At 72.8% G+C, this 20,863-nt stretch carries 18 protein-coding genes; 9 read left to right on the top strand and 9 right to left on the bottom strand.

The genetic code is table 11. The annotated features are described in order from the left end of the window. Window positions 1-88: 88 nt before the first annotated feature. The 4 genes from WMF11_RS03205 to WMF11_RS03220 all read left to right on the top strand — a co-directional run bounded on the left by WMF11_RS03205 (window position 89) and on the right by WMF11_RS03220 (window position 6,243). Window positions 89-1,855, top strand: a complete 1,767-nt coding sequence (locus WMF11_RS03205) for an acyl-CoA dehydrogenase family protein (RefSeq protein ID WP_437906929.1) — start codon at window positions 89-91, stop codon at window positions 1,853-1,855. Window positions 1,856-2,147: 292 nt separating this feature from the next. After that, window positions 2,148-3,236, top strand: coding sequence for a MaoC family dehydratase (locus WMF11_RS03210; RefSeq protein ID WP_437906930.1), 1,089 nt, complete (start codon window positions 2,148-2,150; stop codon window positions 3,234-3,236). Window positions 3,237-3,392: 156 nt separating this feature from the next. Next, window positions 3,393-5,528, top strand: a complete 2,136-nt coding sequence (locus tag WMF11_RS03215) for an ATP-binding protein (protein WP_437976371.1) — start codon at window positions 3,393-3,395, stop codon at window positions 5,526-5,528. A 145-nt stretch (window positions 5,529-5,673) separates the two neighbouring features. Beyond that, window positions 5,674-6,243, top strand: coding sequence for a hypothetical protein (locus tag WMF11_RS03220; RefSeq protein ID WP_193790775.1), 570 nt, complete (start codon window positions 5,674-5,676; stop codon window positions 6,241-6,243). Here WMF11_RS03220 and WMF11_RS03225 read toward each other — a convergent pair whose 3' ends face one another. The 5 genes from WMF11_RS03225 to WMF11_RS03245 form a co-directional block, all read right to left on the bottom strand. Then, window positions 6,244-7,701: a cyclic nucleotide-binding domain-containing protein gene (locus WMF11_RS03225; protein ID WP_437906932.1), complete on the bottom strand. Its 1,458-nt coding sequence runs from the start codon at window positions 7,699-7,701 to the stop codon at window positions 6,244-6,246. 271 nt (window positions 7,702-7,972) lie between these two features. Next, window positions 7,973-9,031, bottom strand: coding sequence for a retropepsin-like aspartic protease (locus tag WMF11_RS03230; protein ID WP_437976372.1), 1,059 nt, complete (start codon window positions 9,029-9,031; stop codon window positions 7,973-7,975). Between the two features lie 3 nt (window positions 9,032-9,034). After that, window positions 9,035-10,225: a hypothetical protein gene (locus WMF11_RS03235; RefSeq protein WP_437976373.1), complete on the bottom strand. Its 1,191-nt coding sequence runs from the start codon at window positions 10,223-10,225 to the stop codon at window positions 9,035-9,037. 76 nt (window positions 10,226-10,301) lie between these two features. Then, complete coding sequence (locus WMF11_RS03240; protein WP_437906935.1) at window positions 10,302-11,147, bottom strand: ribokinase; 846 nt, start codon at window positions 11,145-11,147, stop codon at window positions 10,302-10,304. 35 nt (window positions 11,148-11,182) lie between these two features. Continuing rightward, complete coding sequence (locus WMF11_RS03245) at window positions 11,183-13,042, bottom strand: vWA domain-containing protein (RefSeq protein WP_437976374.1); 1,860 nt, start codon at window positions 13,040-13,042, stop codon at window positions 11,183-11,185. Between the two features lie 361 nt (window positions 13,043-13,403). Between WMF11_RS03245 and WMF11_RS03250 the strand changes: the two genes are divergently transcribed. Beyond that, window positions 13,404-14,213 carry an SIR2 family NAD-dependent protein deacylase gene (locus WMF11_RS03250; RefSeq protein ID WP_437976375.1) on the top strand — a complete coding sequence of 270 codons (810 nt, stop codon included), beginning with the start codon at window positions 13,404-13,406 and terminating at the stop codon, window positions 14,211-14,213. Window positions 14,214-14,382: 169 nt separating this feature from the next. Next, entirely contained in the window at window positions 14,383-14,622 is a 240-nt protein-coding gene (locus tag WMF11_RS03255) for a DUF378 domain-containing protein (protein WP_437549382.1), read from the top strand. Between the two features lie 28 nt (window positions 14,623-14,650). On the opposite strand, the gene WMF11_RS03260 is transcribed toward WMF11_RS03255, so the two are convergent. After that, window positions 14,651-15,499 (bottom strand): alpha/beta fold hydrolase, encoded by an 849-nt coding sequence (locus WMF11_RS03260; protein ID WP_437976376.1) that lies wholly within the window; start codon window positions 15,497-15,499, stop codon window positions 14,651-14,653. A 200-nt stretch (window positions 15,500-15,699) separates the two neighbouring features. Between WMF11_RS03260 and WMF11_RS03265 the strand changes: the two genes are divergently transcribed. Next, on the top strand, window positions 15,700-16,569 hold the full coding sequence (locus WMF11_RS03265; protein WP_437976377.1) for an isocitrate lyase/PEP mutase family protein: 870 nt from the start codon (window positions 15,700-15,702) through the stop codon (window positions 16,567-16,569). Window positions 16,570-16,579: 10 nt separating this feature from the next. Further along, on the top strand, window positions 16,580-17,755 hold the full coding sequence (locus WMF11_RS03270) for an acyl-CoA dehydrogenase family protein (protein ID WP_437976378.1): 1,176 nt from the start codon (window positions 16,580-16,582) through the stop codon (window positions 17,753-17,755). Between the two features lie 121 nt (window positions 17,756-17,876). On the opposite strand, the gene WMF11_RS03275 is transcribed toward WMF11_RS03270, so the two are convergent. Beyond that, window positions 17,877-18,497, bottom strand: a complete 621-nt coding sequence (locus WMF11_RS03275; RefSeq protein WP_437976379.1) for a glutathione S-transferase family protein — start codon at window positions 18,495-18,497, stop codon at window positions 17,877-17,879. A gap of 25 nt (window positions 18,498-18,522) precedes the next feature. Further along, window positions 18,523-18,900 carry a glutathione S-transferase C-terminal domain-containing protein gene (locus tag WMF11_RS03280; protein ID WP_437976380.1) on the bottom strand — a complete coding sequence of 126 codons (378 nt, stop codon included), beginning with the start codon at window positions 18,898-18,900 and terminating at the stop codon, window positions 18,523-18,525. A 778-nt stretch (window positions 18,901-19,678) separates the two neighbouring features. Here WMF11_RS03280 and WMF11_RS03285 point away from each other — a divergent pair. Beyond that, window positions 19,679-20,269 carry a GNAT family N-acetyltransferase gene (locus WMF11_RS03285; protein ID WP_437976381.1) on the top strand — a complete coding sequence of 197 codons (591 nt, stop codon included), beginning with the start codon at window positions 19,679-19,681 and terminating at the stop codon, window positions 20,267-20,269. Window positions 20,270-20,366: 97 nt separating this feature from the next. On the opposite strand, the gene WMF11_RS03290 is transcribed toward WMF11_RS03285, so the two are convergent. Continuing rightward, on the bottom strand, window positions 20,367-20,858 hold the full coding sequence (locus WMF11_RS03290) for an N-acetyltransferase family protein (protein ID WP_437976382.1): 492 nt from the start codon (window positions 20,856-20,858) through the stop codon (window positions 20,367-20,369). Window positions 20,859-20,863 lie beyond the last annotated feature (5 nt).

Here is a 20,863-nt window from a genome sequence, read left to right on the forward strand (position 1 = left end):
CGTGGCTGTGGCGCGGTGGTAAGGCGCTGTGTCCTGCGTCCCGTGAAGCGAGGCGTGGGTCATAGTCCGCAAGCGGGGGGATCGGGGGATGAGGGCGATTCGGGAGCAACACGCCACGATCGTTTCTCGAAAGCTCGAGGCCGACAGCCCCGGGGGGATGCGCGAGGCGATCACCTCCGCCGAGCAGCTCGCGCGCGTCGCGCGCGGGCGCCTCCGCGACCGGGTGGTGGACGTCGGGAGCGCGGTGGGAACCGCCCTCCGGGGCGCGCCGAGGAGCGCGAGCTTCGTCCGGGCGGGCGCCGCGGTGCCGCTGCACGTGTCGCGGATGCTGCTCGATCGACACCAGGTCGCCGCCCACGCGCTCGCCCACCTCTACGCGGAGATCGAGGCCTGCCGCTCGCTCGCGAGCTGGGCCTGCGAGGCGGGCGGGGAGGCCAGGGCGGTCGCCGAGGCGCACGCGGGGGCGCTGCTCCTGTCGCTGCGCGGCGGCGTCGATCTGGGCGGCGGAGAGATCGCGCCGCTCGGCGAGCTCGAGCTCCGCGACGACGAGGTCGCCAAGGCGATCGGCCACCCGGCGGTCGCGGCGTGGGCGCGCGACGCGGGCTCCGGCGTCGCCGTCGCCTCGATCGCGCGCGCGGCCGCCGAGCAGGGCATCCCCGCCAGCGCCGGCGCGGAGGACGAGCGCGTCGGCTGGATCCGGCACAACATGCGCGACTTCGTCGAGCGCCTCGTCGAGCCGCTCGCCCCCGAGATCCACCGCCGCAACGGGCTCATCCCCGAGTCGATCGTCCGCCGCATGGGGCAGTTCGGCGTGTTCCGGCTCGCCACCGCGCCCGAGCACGGGGGCGACGGGCTCGGCGTGGCCGCCATGGCGACCGCCATCGAGGAGCTCGCGCGAGGCTCGCTCGGCTTCGGCGTGCTCACCATGACGGCCTCCATCGCGTCGGACCTGCTCGCCCGATCCGGCACCGACCTGCAGCGCCGGACCTGGCTTTCACGCATCGCGAACGGCGAGGCGCGCTGCGCCCTCGCGTTCGCGGAGCCGGCGTACGGGTCGGACCTCGCGCGCGTCGTCACGCGCGCCGAGCGCCAGGCCGACGGCAGCTACCTCCTCATCGGAAAGAAGGCGTGGGTCACCGGCGCGTCCCGCGCCGACCTGGTGCTCACCCTCGCGAGGACCACGACGCCGGGAGGACAGGGGCAGCTGCCGCTCGGGCCGAGCCTCTTCGTCATCGCGAAGCGGCGCGGCGCGCCGGGCGCCGACTTCCCGGACGCCGGGATGGCCGGGACCGAGCTGCGGGCGCTCGGGCAGCGCGGCATGGGGCACTACGAGCTCCGGATCGAGGGGCTCCAGATCGGCCGCGAGGCCCTGCTCGGCGAGCGCGAGGGCGAGGGGATCGCCCAGATCCAGCGGGCGCTCGTGACCGGCCGCACCTACGCGGCCGCGTGCGGCGTGGGCGTGGCGCAGGCCGCGCTGGAGCTCGCGCTCGAGCGGGCGAAGACGCGCGTGCAGTTCGGGTCGCAGCTCATCTCCTTCCCGCGCGTGGCGCACCGGCTCGGAGGGCTCATCGCGCGCGTCGCCGCCGCGCGGCAGCTCACGCGCGCCGCGGCGCACGTGGCGGACACGGGGCAGCCGTGCGAGCTCACGTCGGCGATGGCGAAGCTCTTCTCCAGCCGCGTGGCCTGGGACGCGGCCGACGCCTGCATGCAGCTCCACGGGGCGAGCGGCTACGCGGAGAGCTCGACCGCGGCGAGGCTCCTGCTCGACGCCCGCAGCCTCTTCTTCCAGCTGGGCCCGCACGAGGTGCTCGCGCAGGGCATCGCGCGCGCCCTGCTCGAAGGGCCGCTGCCCTAGAGCGGCGGTCACCCGCTTCGGATACGGGCCCATCTCGGCGTTTTCGGTGCTCAGCGCACCGGAGTGCGCTTCCGCGCCGAAAACACCGATCTGGACCCGTCTCCTGTGCGGGAGACCGCCGCTCTGAGTCGCGTGTGCCAGGGGCGGGCGAGAACCGCTCCAAGGCGCGAGCGACTGCGGCGGTCGCGAGCGGGCGGCCGGCGACGCGAGCCGGCGAGCGGGCATGTGCGCAGGGCCGCGACGCGCGCGACGTCGTCAGCCGAGCGCGCCTGTGCCATGATCGCGCGGACCGATGGTCCGCGTCCGCTCTCCTCGCTACGGCCGCAAGCTCGACGATTTCACGGTCGGCGCGGTGTATGCCCACCCCTGGGACGTCACCGTGGACGAGGGGATGCTCGCGCTCTTCGCGGCCTCTTTCCAGGACGCGATCCCGACCTACGCCAGCCGCGTCGCGGCCCGGTCGGTGGGGCTCAGGGACAGGCCGGTGAGCCCGCTCTTGCTCCTCAACCTCGGGATCTCCTTCAGCGTGCACGACGTGAGCGAGCAGGCGATCGCGCACCTCGCGTACACCGACGTCCGGTTCCCGGCGGCCTGCTATCCGGGGGACACGCTGCGCGCGAGCTCGCTGGTCATCGGCAAGAAGCCGGTCTCGACGGGGGACAAGGGCGTCGTGCACGTCAGGACCCAGGTGGTGAACCAGGACGGGCTGCTCGTCTGCTCGTTCGAGCGCAAGGCGCTCGTGCCCCCCGGCCGCGTCGCGGAGCGCCCCGCGGACGCGCCGCACGCGGTCGCGCAGCCGGACGCGCCGCCGGCGCGCCTCCCGGAGGAGCTCGACGGCCCGCTGCCTCCGCCGGCGCGCCAGGGCGGCTTCGCCTGCACGTGGGACGACTTCGAGGTCGGCGACGTGATCACCCACGAGGTCGGCAGGACCATCGGGGACAGCGAGCACATGCAGCTCGCGACCCTCCTGCGCAACTCCCACCCGCTGCACGTGGACGAGCAGTACTCCAGATCGAGCTCCTTCGCGAAGACGCGGGTCGTCCACGGGGGGCTCGTGCTGTCCTGGGTGCTCGCGCTCTCGAGCCGCGACACGGCCGGGTGCGGCGTCTGGGACCTCGGCCTCGACGAGGGGGCGCACCCGAGCGGCGTGCTCGCGGGCGACACGCTGTTCGCCGCGTCGAAGGTGATCGCCAGGGAAGAGGCCAAGAGCGGCGCCGGGAGCGTCACCTTCCGGATCGTCGGCGTGAAGAACACGCCGCCGCGCGCCCTGATCGAGCAGGGCGCCGACCTGTTCACGCCCGAGCTCGGCAAGGCCGACGGCCGGGTGAAGGAAAAGGTCGTGGAGATCACGCGAACGCTGCTCCTGCGCCGGCGGAGCTAGCTCTGTACGTCAGCGATCACCGGCGGGATTGCTGACGCACAGAACCAGGCGCGCCCGAGGCGGGGGCCGCAGAATGAGGAGTCCCCGGCGGGCCGCCTGCGGCATACAATGGCCGGCCATGAGCACCGCTCTGCCCCAGCGAGGAACGGGACGGCCATGAGCACCGCTGGGAGCCGTGAGCTGGACGCGCTCCGCGCGCGCGTCGCCGAGCTGGAGCGGGAGCTGGCCCACGCCCGCGCGCCAGGTCGGAGCGCCGCTGCGCGAGGCCCGGACGCGCCGGCCAGAGACCCGGGCAGCGCGAGGGGATCCGCCCTCGTCGAGGCGGCGCGGCGGCAGCTCGACGAGGGCGAGCAGGCGGCGCAGATGGGCAACTGGCTCTGGGAGCTCGGCCAGAGCAGCACCACCTGGTCGCGGCAGCTCTTCCGGATCCTGGGCCGCGATCCCGAGACGGACACGCCCTCGACGGAGACCTTCCTCGAGGCCGTCCACCCCGACGACCGGGAGCGGCTGCAAGCCCTCCTGGTGCTGGCGAACGAGACAGGCGAGGGGGCGGGCGCGGTCGCGTTCCGCGTGCGCCACCGGGACGGAACGGTGCGGGAGTGCCTGCTGAGCAGCCTGCCCCTCGTCGAGGGCGCGGGGCCGCCGTCGCGCTACTTCGGCGCGGTCGTCGATCTCACCGAGCGCCGCCGCGCCGAGCAGGAGCTCCGCCGCAGCGAGCGCATGCTGAAGGAGGCGCAGCGCATCGCCCACGTGGGCAGCTGGTCCTACGACATCGCGTCGCGGACGATCCGCTGGTCCGAGGAGCTCTACAACATCCTCGGCGTCGATCCCTCGGTGCGCCCGACGTTCGAGCTCTTCGCGGGCCTCATCCACCCCGAGGATCGCCACCGGGTCTTCGGCGGCGCGGAGACCGCGTCGCCGCTCGGCATCGCGAGCCCCGTCGAGTGCCGCGTCGTGCGCCCGTCCAGCGGGGAGCTGCGCCACGTGCAGATGGCGGCGCAGCTGGTCACGGACGACGCCGGGACGATCACCGGGCTGGTCGGCACGAGCCTCGACATCACCGAGCGCCGGCGCCTCGAGGAGCAGCTCCTGCACAGCCAGAAGCTCGAGGCGATCGGGCGCCTCGCCGGCGGGGTCGCGCACGACTTCAACAACATGCTCACCGCGATCTTCGGGCACAGGGAGCTCGCGGTGCGCAAGGTGCCGGCGGCGTCGCCCGTCGCCGAGCACCTCACGCAGATCGGCACCGCCGCGGAGCGGGCCGCGGCGCTCACGCGGCAGCTGCTCGCCTTCGCGCGCAAGCAGCTGATCCAGCCGAGCGTCGTCGACCCGAACGCGCTGATCTTCGGGGTCGAGCCGCTCCTCCGCCCGCTCGTGGGCGAGGACGTGGAGCTCGTCGTGCTGCCGGGGAGCCAGATCTGGCCCATCCACATCGATCGGGGGCAGTTCGAGCAGCTGCTCATGAACCTGGCCGTGAACGCGCGCGACGCGATGCCCGGCGGGGGCCGCCTGGTGATCGAGACGGCGAACAGGGCGCTCGGCGCGGGCGACGGGGGGTGGGGGCCAGAGATCGAGCCCGGAGACTACGTGGAGCTCACGGTCACGGACACAGGGCAGGGCATCGACGACGCCGTCCAGAAGTACGTGTTCGAGCCGTTCTTCACGACCAAGGAGCCGGGCAAGGGGTCGGGCCTCGGGCTCGCGACGTGCCACGGCATCGTGAAGCAGCACGGGGGCCACATCTGGTTCGCCAGCGCCCCCGGCCAGGGCACGCGCTTCACGATCTGCTTCCCGCGCGTGCGCGGCGTGCCCTGCGAGCAGCCTGTGAGGGCGACCGCGGCCGCCGTCGGGGGCGTGGAGACCGTGCTCGTCGTGGAGGACGAGGCGCAGGTGCGCGAGCTCTGCGTCGCCGCGCTGCGCTCCTTCGGCTACTCGGTCCTCGCGGCGCGGAGCGGCAAGGAGGCGATCGCGCTCGCGGCCGCCTATCCAGGCCCCATCCACCTGCTCGTGAGCGATGTGGTCCTGCCGGACGCGCGCGGCCCCGCGCTCTCGGCGATGCTCGCCCGCGCGCGCGCCCCGCTGCCCGTGCTCTACGCCTCGGGCTACACGGAGGACGCCCTCCTCCAGACCGATCTGCTCGACGGGGTCGCCCACTTCCTCGCCAAGCCGTACACGCCGACGCAGCTCGCGAAGGCGGTGCGCGCCGTGCTCGACGCGTCCGCGCAGGCGCGACGGGCGAAGGGCTCCGGCGGCGCCCCGCCGCCGGCTCCGACCGCCGAGCGCCTGCAGTGAGCGCGCTCGTGCGCCGCGGGAGGCGGGCTCACGGCGCCTTCGCGCGCGATCGCCGGCGTGTGGGCGCGCGTGCGAGGCGGCCCGCAGCGCGCCACGCTGGCCCCCGCCGCCCGGGTGCATCTATCCTGGACGGGCGGCTTTGGCGATGAAGATCCGGGGGTCGGCGCTCATGCACACGAGGACCTACCTGCAGACGCGGTGGGGGAGCCAGGCCATGTCCGCCCTCGACGCCAAGCTGCCCGCCGCCGCGCGGGCGGTGTTCACGGCGCCCGATCTCGCGGCGCACAGCTGGTATCCCATCTCGGTCTGGAACGCGATCGCGGACGAGATCTCGCGGTGGCCCAACCGGTCCGGCGTCATCCGCGATCTCGCGGCCTACGTGGCCGAGCAGGACCTGACGCTGGCGCACAAGGTGCTGCTCAAGCTGGGCACGCCCGCGCTCGTCATGCGGCAGGCCGGCGTGATGTGGGGCATGTACTTCAACGGCGGCCGGCTCGCGCCCCTCGCCGAGGGAGAGCGGTTCTTCCGGCTGATACTTTACCTGGGGGTCGACCCGCAGTCCGACCCGGGGCGCCAGATCTGCAGAGACGCGGTGCCGGCGTGGCAGGAGAACGCGCTCCGGCTCTCGGGCGCGCGAGGGGGCCAGAGCCTCCACACGAAGTGCCGTTTCGAGGGACACCCCACGTGCGAATACGAGGTGCGCTGGCTTCGGTAGTCACCACTTGGTGCAGAAGGCGAACAGGTTCACCTGCGCCTCTTCGGCGAGCACCTCGACGGGGGTGCTCCCGAACTTCGACCGGGCGAACAGGGTCCTGAGATCATCGGTGCTGCGGTGGATCAGCTCCCACTCGAGGACGTGATCCATGAACGCCTTGCTCGGGTTGTTCACCCCGAAATTGCCCACGACCGCGACGCCCCCGGGCAGGAGCTTGTCGTGCATGCAATTGAGGAGGCTCACGACCAGATCGTCGCGGAGATAGTCCGTGAGCCCGATGCTGTAGATCATGTGCTGGGGCTTGAGCACCGTCCTGCCGCGGCCGTGGGCCAGCCGCACGACGTTGTCCTGCGCGAAGCTGAAGCGGTCCATGACGCCGAGCTGGTCGGCGATGCCGGCCGCGTAGGCGAGGGCCTGGTTGTCGATATCGATGCACGTCGCCTTGATGTCGGGCAGCTCGCCCCCCTCCGCGTAGAGGTCGAACAGCTCCCGGGCGGGGCCGCTCGCGAGGCTGGTGATGTGGACCGGGCCGGACGCGTGCCCGCTGCAGGCGTCCCGGATCGCGCGGCTCAGCACGCCTCTCCGGTTCTTGACGGCGCGGCAGGCGTCGATGGCGAGCCCCCACTGGTCGATGAAGCGGCCGAGGCGGCCGTCGCCCGCGGGCTCGTCGTTGTACATCATCTCGATGGTGTAGAAGTCGCCCGCGTAGCCGCGCGGCTTCGTGTAACACCGGTCGACGGTGCGGCTCAGCATGAAGAGCGAGAACGTCTCGCGGAAGACATAGGCGCCGATGCCCTTCTCGAGGTGGCGCTCGCGCTCGATGTGCTCGCGCAGCGCGGACACGATCGTCTGGCACGCGGCGCTCACCTTCTCCTGGATCTCCGCCTCGGGCTGCTTGGCCTCCTTCACCATCCTGTCGGCGATCATCATCTCGAACTTGAACTGTTCGACCGTGTCGATGAGCTTCGGAGGGATGTTGTTGGTGCCGGCCTGGCCCGTCCTCGCCGCGTGAAAGCGGTTGACCTGCGGCACGTCCTCGACGAGGAGCGGCGGGAGCATCGCGGTGTTCTCGCGGAGGCGCTGGGCGAGCATGATCGCGAGCGACTGGTAGAAGCGCGCCGCGAGCCCGGGGACGGAGGCGAGGAGCGAGTGCACATACGGGCCCTCGATGACGTCGAGCGTGCACTCCTCGCGGGCGACGACGGAGGCGCTCGCGGCGGCGCTCTCGAGGAACGACATCTCGCCGAAGATGGCGCCGGGGCCGAGCTGGCGGAGGGCCACGCCGCGCCCGAGGTGGGCGACCTCGACCCCGACAAGGCCGCTGCGCACGATGAAGATGCCCTGCCTTCGCGAGCCCTCCTCGAGGATCTGTTCGCCCGGTCGGTAGGTGACGCAGCTCGACTTCTCCAGCAGCAGCCGCTCGTCGTCCTGGGTCAAGAACTCGAAACCTGTCGTCATGATGCCTCCCGAGCGCCGCGGGCGCCCCGGACTCGCGGAGGAACGGATCTCTCCCCTCCGCCGCGGCGACAGAGGCGTCCACGCGTGCGCCCCTTCTACCACGACGCATCGCGCCTCCGCTGAGGCATGGCGGTCCGCCCGCTGGCTCGGCGCCGGTCGCGCCGCGGTCGCCGCGGGGCGCCTCGTTGACCGCGCCGCGGTTTCCGCAGCGCGCCTCGTCGATCACGCGCCGCGCTCGCGCCGAACGCGCGTCGCGCGGTCTTTCACGGGGTCACCGCGGGGCGCAGGCCGCGAGGCCGCCGTCCTCGGCGAGCACCAGCACACAGGTGCGGAGCACATCCATGCCGGCAAATCCGTCCGACGGACAGGTCGCCCGCCGCTCGCCGGGCAGAAGATCGAACTCCGCGGCGGCGTCGAACCCCGCCATCCGGAGGCGAGCGCCCGAAAGGACGGGAACGGTGTGCTTGCCTGAGGCGGCGTAGGCGCTCCTGCCGCCGGTCGCCCGGCGCGACAGCCGCTTCCCCGCGGGGGAGACGGCGAAGAGCGAGCTGTGCGACGCCCCCGAGTCGATCTTCAGCGTGACGTCGATCCCCTCGACGCTCGCCCTGGCGGTGAGCTCGCTGCCCTGGTTCGGGCCGCCGCAGCGGGCGAGCTCCACGATGGCGGCCTCGCCGAACCGCGCCCGGAGCGCGCGTGCGGCCTCGCCGCGCGGAGCTTCGGTCATCCGGCCCTCGCGCAGGTCGAGCACGACGGCGCGTCCCGGCCCCGCCAGCTCCTGAGGCGCGACGATGCCGCCGATGCCGATGCGCTGCAGGACGTCGGGCATGCGGACGACGAGCAACGCGGAGACCTCGACCCGGCCCCACCCGGAGAGCGCGAGGCTCGCGTCCTCGAGGCGGGACACCGCGAGGGGCCTGCCCGCGTGGTCGACGGCGACGTCGCCCGCGGTCGAGAGGGGCAGCGCGAGCTCGTCGGCGAGCCAGCGGGCGAGGACGTGGTGGGAGGCGCCGGTGTCGACGATCAGCACGGCCGGCTGGCCCGCCACGACGGCGTCGATGAGCGGCGAGGGGAACGCGCGATCGTCGAGGTGGTACTGGAGGCTGGCCCGGCGCTCGGGGCCCGCCGCCGGCGCCGCCGGGCCCGCGCCCGCGGGCGAGGACGCGTCGCCGGCGCCGGCGCCGGCGGTCGACGTCGCGCCCGCGCTGCGCGGCGTGGCCGGCGCGGCGCGGACCGCGGCGGGCTCGGCGCAGCCGGCCACCGCGAGCGCGCCGGCCGCGGCGGCGGCCGGGAGCGCGGCGAGGAGCTGCCTGCGAGCGCGCGGCACGAGCATCCGCTACTCGACGCAGCAGAGCGTCGACTGCCCCGTGGGATCCAGCGAGCCGCTGAGGCTCGTGCGCGCGGTGCAGGTGGAGTTTGTCGGCGTGCCGACGAGGTGAGCCGGGGGCGAGTAGGCGTACCCGCAGTACCGCCCGCCCTGCGAGATCTGTGCGTGATCGAAGCAGCTGTAGTCGTTGCCGAGCTCGACGCGCACGTAGTTGCAGTCGCCGCCGCTCGCGGTGCACGCGCACGACGAGCACGTCCGGGTGTCGTTGTACCCCCGGAACCAGTCGCTCTCGCGCCGCGCATAGCCGCTGCAGGTGGCGCTGCCGGACACGAGCGCGCATTGCGTCGCCGGCGATCCCTGCCTCGGGACGCAGGCCTTGCCGGCGCCGCAGCCCGCGCCGGCGATCGCGTGGCAGAACTTCCTGGACTCCTTCCACGTCGCCGGCGCGGGGATCGCCGTGCCGGTCGCGGTGCAGCTCTGGATCACGTCGAAGAGGCCCGCGCGCACGCCGCCCCAGTCGACGAACCCGTTGTTGATCGGCTTCGCGTCGCACGTGAACCCGACCCGCTTCGCGAGCGTGCCGCGCGTCCCGGCCTGGTCGGCCTCGCACTGCGACTCGTCGGCGTAGAGGTAGAGATCCGCCGCGCAGTCGGTGGGGTTCGGCGTGCAGCCGCAGCCCTGGCAGCCGCTGCCGGAGAGGCCGCGGAAGAGGAGCGTCTCCTTCGCGGTGAACCCGTCAGGGCACGGCTCGGTCGCGTCCACGACGACGCCGGGCTCGAAGTTCGTGGGTGCCGTCAGGCAGACCGCGCCCTCCGCGCAGTCCGAGTCCGCGCAGTCGACGGCGTCGTCGCAGTCGTCGTCGCCGCCGTTGAAGCAATCCTCGACCTGCGTGCAGCCGGTCGTCGTGCTCGTGCCGGCGCTCGCGCTCGTGCCGGTCGACGCGCTCGTGCCGGTCGTCGTGCTCGTGCCGGTCGACGCGCTCGTGCCGGTCGACGCGCTCGTGCCGGCGCTCGCGCTGGAAGGTTCGGTCGTCCCGGCGCCATCACCGCCGCCCGACCCGCCCGACCCGCCCGACCCGCCCGCGAAGTTGCGCTCCTGGACGCTGCAGGCCGAGAGGCTGACGAGCGCTGCTATCGCAGGCCCGCGAAAGTTCGTCATGCCGCCAGGATAGCCGCCCTTGCAGGCGACGTGCAGCGTCATGTCTCGGAAGCGTGGCGCTCACCGCGAGGGGGGGCGTGATGGGCGAGGTGCCCTGTGACGCCGGGAGGAGAGGCCGTCACGGAGCCGTGGCGCGCTGGAGGCGGCGCTCCACCTCGGCGCGCGTCGGATACGATGTCTGACACCCCTCGCGCTCGACCGAGATGCCCGCCGCCGCGATCGCGAACCGGAGTGTGGCCTCGATCGCCATCCCGGAGGCGAGCCCGCCGGCGAGCACGCCCGTGAGGGCGTCCCCGGCGCCCGTCGTGTCGACGGCGCGGGCCGGCAGGGCGGGGAGCTCCTCGCCCGACGGCAGCAGCACCGCGCCGCGCGCGCCGCGCGTGAGCACCACGCGCTCCGGCAGGTGACCGCGCAGCGCCTCGTGCTCGATCTCGTTGACCACGGCGAGATCGAACCGGCCGACGAGCTCGGGATCGATGGCGTTGACGGGCGACGGATTGCAGATCGACAGCGCGCCGTCGGCCCGCGCTGCCGCGAGCACGCCGTCGATCGCCGCGGCCGGGATCTCGCCCTGGCAGAGCCAGACCGAGGCCCCGCACGGCGAGGGCGGCGTGACGAGCGCGTTGGCGCCGGGGATCGCGAGGATCTGGTTCTCTCCGGCCTCGTCGACGCAGATCAGGGCCACGCCCGTCGTGGCGCCGCGGTGGACCGCCACGGCGGAGAGCTCCACCCCGTCGGCGGCGAGCGCGGCCGCGCAGAGCTCGCCGTGGGCGTCGTCGCCGCGCGCGCCCGCGAGCCGCACGCGCGCCCCGGAGCGCGCCGCCGCGACCGCCTGGTTCGCGCCCTTGCCGCCCGGCGCGACGAGGAACCGGCGGCCCAGCACCGACTCGCCGGGGCGCGGCAGCCGCGGGCCGTAGCCGATGAGATCGGCGGTGATCGAGCCGCAGATCGCGAGCAATCCCATCACCGCCGCATACCACGAACGAGGCGGCGCGCGCGTCAGTCGGCGTTCACGGCCACGGCGTTGGTCTTGCCATGGGCGAGCGCGCCGGCGCGGCGGATGATGCCGATGAACTCCTGCTGATCGCCCTTGCTGGACGCGGCGGCCCTCGCGATCTTCTCGATGTCGGCGAGCCTCCAGGAGCGCGCGTGCGGGCTGTGGCGCAGGACCTCCGCGAACCCTGCCACCGCGGACGCGAAGCGGAAGTCGGCCGGCGCCGCGTCGAAGGTGGGGGCGACGGCGCCCGGGGCCATCTTGACCAGCGTCTCCTCGGCCGTGTTCGAGCCGAGCGGCGCCTTGTGGCGGAGGCGCACGACGACCGGCGTCGCGCCCTCGCCCTTCGGCGCGGTGGCCTTGAGCTCGACGTCGTAGATGGCCGTCACGCTGTGCCCTGCGCCGATCTCGCCGGCGTCCACCTTGTCGTTCCGGAAGTCCCGGTCGGCCACGTCGCGGTTCTCGTAGCCGATGAGCCGGTAGCTCTTGACGAAGCTCGGGTCGAACTCGACCTGGATCTTCACGTCGCGGGCGATGACCTGGAGCATCCCGCCGACCTGCTCGGAGAAGACCCGCCGCGCCTGCGCCTCGCTGTCGATATAGGCGTAGTTGCCGTCGCCCTGGTTGGCGAGCTGCTCCATCATGAGATCCTTGTAGTTGCCCTGGCCGAAGCCGACGGTGGACAGCGTGATCCCCTTGTCCCTCGCGCGCTTGATGGTCTTCAGGATCTCGTCGTGGGAGGTCGGGCCGACGTTCGCGTCTCCGTCGGAGAGCACGATGACGCGGTTGACGTGCCCCTTCACGAGCGTCCGCTCGGCCAGGCTGTACGCGAGATCGATGCCGCTCGACATGGCGGTGGAGCCGCCCGCGGTGAGGTCGGCGAGGGCCGCGAGGATCTTCCCCTTGCTCTCGATGCCGGTCGGCGCGAGCACCTCTCGCACGCTGCCCGCATAGGTGCAGAGCGCGACGGTGTCCCCCGGCTTGAGGGTGTCGGTGAGCATCTTCAGGCTCTTCTTCGCGAGCTCGATCTTGTCCGGCGACTGCATCGAACCGCTGGTGTCGACGAGGTACACGAGGTGCACCGGGGTCCGCTCCTTGACCGGCACGCGCTTGCCCTGGACCGCCACGCGCACGAGGTGGTGGCCCGACGTGAACGGCGAGGGCGCGGCCGCGAGGTGCACGGCGAACGGGCCTGTCGCGGGCGACGCGTAGCCGTAATCGAAGTAGTTGAGGAACTCCTCGGCGCGCACGGCCTGAACCGGGGGCAGCGCGCCATCCATGATCTTGCGGCGCGCGATGGCGTAAGAGGCCGTGTCCACGTCGATCGCGAACGTCGAGAGCCGGTCCTTCGCGGGGTCCTCGACCGGGTTGACGCCGTAGTCCCGGTACGTCTCACTGCCCTGGGGCTCGGGCGCTGTGACGGCGACGGCCGGGGGCGGGGCCGCGGGGCGCGCCACGGCGGTCGCCGCCGGGGCGGGCGCCTTCTTGGGCGCGGGCGCGCCGCCCGTCACGCGGACGCGCGCGTCCGCGCCGGGCGCGGCGCCCGCCTTGGTCGCCCGGGACTGCGCGGGCCCCGGCGAGGGCGCCACAGGGGCGGCCGCCACGGGCAGGGCCGGCGGCGGCGCGGCCTCCGCGGCGGGCGCGGCGTCAGGGGCGCTCGCCGCGGCCTCCTCGCGCTTGGCGTCGGACGCGCTGCTCTCGTCTTGCGCCGCGTCGAACTCCGGCTGCGTGGCTCGCCCGGCGGGGGCCTCGGTCGGCGCGGCCGATGCGGTCGCCGCCGTGGGGGCAGGCGTGGAGCCACCGCAGCCGATGAGCAGCGCGGTGACGAGGGCGGGGGCGACGAGATCGAGGGGCCGGGTGCGCATTGAGGTGTCCTCCTTGAAGGGGATCGCGAGGGCGGATCCCTGCTGTACGTTCTCGTGGGTCGGCCATCGCCGATCGCCACACACAGGTCCTTGCGGGGGCCGCACGCGCGGCTGCCCCATCGTGCGTTTTCCACGGGCGAGACGGGCCCTTCGCCGCTTTCGCTGCGTGAACGCCGCGTGTCGCCGGTCATCCGGCGAGCCGACGAAGGGCTCTCGCGGCCGGGGCCCGCTGTGGCGGGGCTCGGCGCGTCCGAGTGCCAGGGAAACGCGGTCGTCTCGGCCGGCTTACACCCGAAATCGACGGGAGCTCGGGTCGGGTCCTCCGCCCGCCTCCCTCTCGATCTATCCTCAGGGGTCCGTGATGAGCGAAACGAGCCGCGAGCGCTTCCAGTCCACCCTGTGCCGTGCCAGGAAGATCGCCGTCCTGACCGGCGCAGGCGTCTCGGCGGAGTCGGGTATCCCCACGTTCCGCGGCGCTGGGGGGCTGTGGCGGCGTTACGAGGCGACGAGCCTCGCCTCGCCCGAGGCGTGGCGGCGCGATCCGGGCCTCGTCTGGGAGTTCTACAATCACCGCCGGGAGCGCGCCCTCGGCTGCGCGCCGAACCCGGGTCATCACGCGCTGGCGCAGCTGGAGGCGCGGTGGCGGGAGGCCGGCAGGGTCTTCACCCTGATCACCCAGAACATCGACGGCCTGCACGAGCAGTCGGGCTCCAGGAGCCCGGTGCGCCTCCACGGCTCGCTGTGGCAGGTGCGCTGTCTCTCGTGCGGGAGCGTGACCGAGAACCGCGACGTGCCCATCACCCCCGCCTTCGCTGGCAGCGGCTCGCCCGATCCGGAGGCCTCTGCCCGCCGCTTCACGGCGGCGGAGCTGCCGCGCTGCGGCTGCGGCGGCGTCCTTCGCCCGCACGTCGTCTGGTTCGGCGAGGCCCTCCAGGAGAGCGATCTCGCCGCGGCGGCCGCCGGCGTCGAGGGCTGCGATCTCCTGCTCGTCGTCGGTACGTCGGCCGTTGTGTATCCCGCCGCCGGTTTCGTCCCCATGGCCAAGCGCCACGGCGCCCTCATCGCCGAGGTCAACGTCGAGCCGAGCGCGATCTCCGGCCTCTGCGACGTCGTGTTCACCGGCGGCTCCGGCGCGATCCTGCCCTCCCTGCTCGACGTCACGCCGGCGTGAGCGCCGCGGCCTGACGGGCGCGGCGAGCCGGCGGCGTCAGCACGGCGAGGCGAGCCGGCGGCGTCAGCACGGCGAGGCGAGCCGGCGGCGTCAGCGCGACGCGCTGTCGCGCCGCAGCGGGCGCGCGGTGCACGCATCGCGCGGCGCGGCACGTGCTTCTGCCGGGGTCATGGAGCAGGTCAACCGTGGGATCTCAGGGCTAACGTGGGCGGCGATCACGCTCGTCGTGATCGGCGCCGTCAACTGGGGGTTCGTTGGGCTGTTCGAGTTCGACGTGGTCGCCGCGCTCTTCGGCAGGCTCAGCGCGCTCAGCCGCATCATCTACGTGCTGGTCGGGATCGCCGGGCTCTATCTGCTCTACGCCGCGGTCCAGCTCGGAAAGCGCGCTCGGGTCACCACGATGCCCTGAGGGAGATGCGCCCGTGCACCCCAGGCGCTCATGCGCCCGGGCTGGCCTGGCCGCCGAAGCCGCGCGGACGGGCGGCGATCGCGCGCGCCTCGATGAACCGCGAGACCGCGTCGACGAACGCCTCGGGGTTCTCCACCTGCGGCATGTGCCCTGTCGCCGGGATGAAGGTGAGCTGCGACCCCGGCAGCGAAGCGTGAAGCTTCTTCGCGTCGTCCGCGCTGTTGCCGAGGAGCTGGTCCGCCTCGCCCCAGACGAGGAGGGGATTCAGGCTGAGCGGGGCCCGGAGACCTCCATGGATGGCGGCGTCGAGCACCGCCTCCAGCTGAGGTGGATTGGCGCTCTCCAGGACCTCCCGCAGGGCAGCCGGGGCGCGGCCGGGATCGGCGTAGGCGCGGCTCAGGACCCCGGGGCTATAGGTCTGCTTCCGCATCAACGCGCGCAGCACCCGGCGGGGCAGCGGCCGCGCTCCGAGCCAGCCGACGAGGCGCGGCAGCGGGGGGATGGGAACGCCGTTGACGAACACGAGCCCTCGGCAGCGCGCCGCGAACAGGGTAGCGAAGCTCGATACGACCGAGACGCCGAAGGAGTTGCCGACGCACCACGCGCTGGAGACACCCAGCTCGTCCAGGAGCCGCTCCAGCCAGCGCGCATAGGCGCCCAGGGAGCCGAGCCCCGGGGCGTCCGTGCGCCCGATGCCGGGCAGATCGGGCGCGATCACCTGGAAGCGCTCCGCCAATCGCTCCCAGACAGGCGCCCAGTGCAGCGACGCCCCGCCCCAGGCGCCGTGCACCAGCAGCAGCGGCTCGCCCTGCCCGCCCACGTGGACGCTGGCAGGGCGGCCGTCGATCGCGATCTCCTTCACCGAAACCGTGCTCATGCCCCTCTCCTGTGCGGAATCATCACGGGGCCCATCCTGCCCCCGGCCGCCGGGGGCCCGCAACAGGAACGCACGCCGGCGCGCGCCCACGTCCCTCCCTCTTGCGTGTGCGGGCGCTGGCCGGGCGCGCGGCGGCGCGCGGCGCCTCTCGGCCCTTCGCGCTTGCCTCACGGGCGGCCGATCGCGGTATCGTCCCCGCCGTGTCCTCCGCTCAGAAGCTCCGCGATCTGCTCGCCTCGCCCGGCCTCCTCGTCATGCCTTGCTGCTTCGACGCGCTGTCGGCGCGGCTGATCGAGCAGGCCGGCTTCTCGCTCTCGTTCATGAGCGGCTTCGCGGTCTCCGCCGCGCGCCTCGGCGCGCCCGACACGGGGCTCATCTCGTATGGTGAGATGGTCGATCAGGCGCGGGCGATCTGCGGCGCCGTCTCGATTCCGGTGCTCGGCGACGGCGACACGGGCTACGGCAATGCGATGAACGTGAAGCGCACGGTGCGCGGTTATGCGCAGGCCGGGCTGGCCTGCGTCATGATCGAGGACCAGGTCGCCCCCAAGCGCTGCGGCCACACGCGCGGCAAGCAGGTCGTGCCCCGCGACGAGGCGTTCACCCGCGTCCAGGCCGCCGTGGACGCGCGCGACGAGGGCGCCGGCGTGCTCATCATGGCCCGCACCGACGCCCGCCAGACGCACGGCTTCGACGAGGCGCTGGCCCGCGCGCGGGCGTTCGCCGATCTCGGGGCAGACATCGTGTTCCTCGAGGCGCCCGAGAGCGTGGAGGAGATGCGAACGTTCTGCCGCGAGGTGCGCGTGCCGACCATGGCCAACATGGTGGATCACGGCAGGACACCGGTGCTCCCGCCGGCCGAGCTCGAGGCGATCGGCTACAAGATCGCGGCCTATCCGCTCACCCTGCTCTCGGTCGCCGCCGCCGCCATGCGCGAGGCGCTCGCGGCCCTGCGCGCCGGCCGGCACCCCGACCCGCGGATGAGCTTCGCGGCGCTCCAGGAGATCGTCGGGTTCCCCGAGTACTACGCTGAAGAAGAGCGCTATGCGCAGCCGCCAAGGAAGGGGTGAGTCGAGCACCATGACCGCGATGTCCTCTGCCGCCCCCGCGTCGCTCCTCGACGCGGCGCGGAGCCTCGTTCCGATCATCCAGGAGCACGCCCAGCGGGGAGAGCGCGAGCGCCGTTTGCCCGATCCGGTCGCGAGGGCGCTCCGGGAGTCGGGCATCTTCCGCATGTGTCGTCCGCGCGCGCTGGGCGGGCTCGAGGCCGACCCCCTCACGGCGCTGCAGGTCATCGAGGAGCTCTCGCGCGCCGACGGCGCCGCAGGGTGGTGCGCCATGATCTGCGGCACGACCGGCGCGTTCGAAGCGTACATCCCGGCGGAGGGGGGCAAAGAGATGCATGCGAGCCCGGATGTCGTGACCGCCGGCGTCTTCGCGCCGAGCGGGCGCGCGGTCGAGGTCGAGGGAGGATATCGGGTCGCCGGGAGGTGGGCGATGGCGAGCGCCTGTCATCATTGCGACTGGCTGGGCGGCACCGCGGTGGTCTTCGACGGGATGGCCCCGCGCCTGCTGCCCGGGGGCGTCCCCGAGGCCGTCGTGCCGATGTTCCGCGCCTCGGAGTGCGAGATCCTGGATACGTGGAGCGTCTCCGGCCTCGCCGGCAGCGGGAGCCACGATTTCGCGGTCGTGGACGCCTTCGTGCCGAGCAGCCGGTGCATCCGACTCCCGATGACGGCTCCGACGCATCCAGGGCCTCTCTTCGTGTTCCCGCTCTTCGGCTTCCTCGCGAGCGCGGTCGCGACGACCGCGCTCGGGATGGCGCGCGCGGCCATCGATGAGCTGGTCCGGCTCGCGGCGACCAAGCGGCCGAGCGGCATGACGACGTCGCTCGCGACGCGGCCCTCGACGGCGCTCGCCGTGGCCGAGGCCGAGGCCACGCTGGGCGCGGCCAGGGCCTACCTCTTCGAGGCCGTCGGCGCCGTCTGGGACGCCGCGGTCTCTGGCAGGCCGATCTCGCTGCGGGAGCGGGCGCGCGTCCGGCTCGCCGCGACGAACGCCGCCCTCGGCGCGGCGCGCGCCGTCGATCTGGCGTACACGGCGGGCGGCGCCACGGCGCTCTACGCGGAGAGCCCTCTTCAACGCAGCTTCCGCGACGTTCACGCCGTCACGCAGCACGCCCTCGTCGCCCCGCACACGCGCGAGGTCCAGGGCCGTGTGCTCCTCGGGCTGGACACCGAGCTGCCGATGTTCTGAGGGGCCGTCCGCGAGCGGCGAGGTGGATACGAGAGGGCGGAGCGGGCGACCGAGCGAAATTACGCCGCAGCGCGCTTCACTCTGCGGATGAGCCCGTAGCGCACGAAGATGCGCCCCGCTCTCATCCCAGGGGCAGATCCACCCAGCGCTCGAATCCAGGCCGGCGCTTGATGCGGCCGTACCACGCGTCGACGTGCTGCAGCGCGGGCCGCTCGGCCGGCAGGTTGTACCACCGCTGCGCCGCGACCCCGAGGGGGATATCGGCGAACGTGAAGTACTCTCCCGCGACCCACGGGTGCCGTGACAGCTGCCTGTCGAGGATCCCGAGCGCGGCGAGCGCCGACTTGCGGGCGGCCTCGATCGCGCCCTGATCGCGGCGCTCTTCGGGCGTGCGCACGAGCTGCACGAGGAGCGTCCGGATCGGGGGCCACAGGGTCCCGAACTGCCAGTCGGTCCAGGCGTCGGCGCGCGCCCTGTCGGCGAGATCGCTCGGCTGGAGCGGCGGCGACCCGTAGCGCGAGAACAGATAACGCACGATCGCGTGCGACTCCCAGAGCACCAGCGGGCCGTCCTCGAGCGTCGGGACCAGCCCGTTCGGGTTGAGGGTGAGATAGTCGGCGTCCTTGACGCGACCGAACGGTCCGCCGGCGTCGATGCGCTCGAAATCGAGCTTGAGCTCGTCGAGCGCCCAGAGGACCTTTTGCACGTTCGAAGAATTCTTGTGACCCCAGAGTCTCAACATGATGTCCCTTGTCTTTCGGCGCCGCTCAGGCCGCCGGCTTCACGAATTTCGCGAAGCGCTCCACGTAGAACTCGACCGGATTCTGGATGGCGCGGACCGCGGGGCGCGCCTGCACGGCCTCGATCCACGCCCGGAGCCGCGTGAGCTCCGCGGGGATGGAGAAGTCGCGGAGGCGGCCGACCGCCGGCAGCCGCTCGAACCATGGATAGAACGAGACATCGACGAGGCTGAGCTCGGCGCCGAGCCAGTAGGGTCCCTGGCCCGACGACCTCGCCAGCGCCTCCCGCTCGATGAACGCGAGCACCTCGCCGAGCGCCTTGCGCCCCTCCGCCTCCTGGTCCCGCGTCTCGGCCCTGAGCAGCTGGGTGAACGCCTTCGCGCTGTAGAGTCGCAGCTTCGTCATCCTGTTCTCCTTGATGGCGTGCGCCACGCGAAGAGCTCTCCTGCTCTCAGGCAGGAGGGGCGCTCCGCTCACGGGCCGTCGTCGTGGCAGGGAGCAGGGAGCGTGCCAGGGCTTTATTGCAGGAACTGCAGGAACGGATCACAATCGTCCGCGCTGGCCGCGCGCTTGCTGCGACGGGAGCAGGGATTGCTGGTGATGTGCTGCTGAGGCAGCAGTGAATCCGGCGTGGGGCGTGGGAAGGCCTCTGCTGATGGATGGTCGGCCCCTGTCGAGTACCCGGGAGACGTCGCGTCCGTCGAGATGAGGCGTGCTCAGATCTTCATCCTTCCTCCTCGTGTCATGGTTCGCAGCCCGCGCCACCTCAGCCAATGGCACCTCTGCTCGAGCGGTCATCCGTCGTCCACGCGCGGGCGTGGACGTGGACCTCCTCCCGTTGTGCCGGGAGGGCGCGCTGATGTTTTCTGTCCTACTCTTCTATGACGGACAGTAGTCTGCTATGACGGACATGTCAAGACGCTCCGCGGTCGCGTCGATGTCCTCGGCAAGAGGTGTGTGGACCGGCGTGCGATGGGGATGGTCGCGGCGGTGGTGGGCATTGTTCCGATGTGCGAGGGAGCTCTTCGTTGTAAGCTCCGCGGCGTGACGACTGCTCGCCTCGACGCCGGAGCACTCCATGGTTTGCATGGTTCAGGGCGTGACCGTCGCGTGGGCCGATGGCCTGGGCAAGACAGCATCACCGTCGTCGAGTGCATGACGGCGACAGGCATGGAGCGACGCTATGACAGGTGAGCGCCCGCCGGACCGCATCCTGACCGCTCGGCTGACGCTGCGAGCGTGGCGGCCCGAGGATGCACCTCTGATCAGGGATGCGATTGACTCCAGCCTTGCGCACCTGCGGCCCTGGATGCCGTGGGCCGTGCACGAGCCTTCTTCCGTGGAGGCGACCGCGGCGCTCCTGGAGAAGTTCCGGGACGACTTCACGGCAGGACGCGACTTTCATTATGGCATCTTCACGCGCGACGAGCGCGCCGTGCTCGGGGGTACGGGGCTCCATCCCCGGATCGGCCCGGGCGCGATCGAGATCGGCTACTGGCTCCGGGAAACCGCGACGCGCTGCGGTTACGCGACCGAGGCGGTGGCAGGCTTGACCCGGGTCGCGCTCGAGGAGCTCGGCGTGAGCCGCGTCGAGATCCGCTGCGATCCGCGGAACACCGCGAGCGCCGCCGTGCCCCGGCGGCTCGGGTACCGGCATGTGACGACGCTCGAGGCGAACGCCCTGACGCCCGCGGGCGAGCCGCGCGACACGATGGTGTGGGTCCAGACGGCCGCGGAGCTCTCGGGATCGGGCCGGGAAGGCCGAAGCTCATGAGTCCATCACCCTCGGCCAGCGCGCCGGGGGCGACATCGGATTCGGATGTTCGGATCGAGGAGCGGCCGGCGCGCCGATAGCGGAGCGGACGCCGCGGTCACTCGAGCCCGAGCGTCATCTCGATCATCGTGCGACGGAAGCCGAACCGCTCGAACAGGCGCTGCGCGGCGGCGTTCTGCGTCGCGGTGTGGAGCACGATGCGCGGCGCGCCCAGGGCCCGGAGGCGCGCGATGACGGCCCCGAGGAGGATCGCGCCCGCGCCCAGCCGGCGCGCGGGCTCGGCGACATAGATGTCGTGGAGGGCGCCGCAGGTGTCGAGGAGGCTGTTCCAGTCGCGCGGCTCCCGGCGGCCGTAGGCGTAGCCGACCAGCGCCGGCTCGGCGCCGGTTCGCTCGGCGACGACGATCGCGGCGTCGGGGTTGGCGAGCTCGCCCGTGAGCCATCGCTCGTAGCCCGGCTCGATCGGCTCCAGGCACATGAAGCGGTGCGGATCGAGGGCGTGGTGCAGGCGGACGAGCTGCGCGGCGAAGCGCGCGACCTCGGGCATGTCGGCGCGCACCGCGAGGCGGGCGTTGACGGAGGGGGTCATCCGCC

The sequence above is a fragment of the Sorangium sp. So ce295 genome (assembly GCF_051527405.1).
In the GTDB taxonomy this organism is placed as follows: domain Bacteria; phylum Myxococcota_A; class Polyangia; order Polyangiales; family Polyangiaceae; genus Sorangium; species Sorangium cellulosum_B.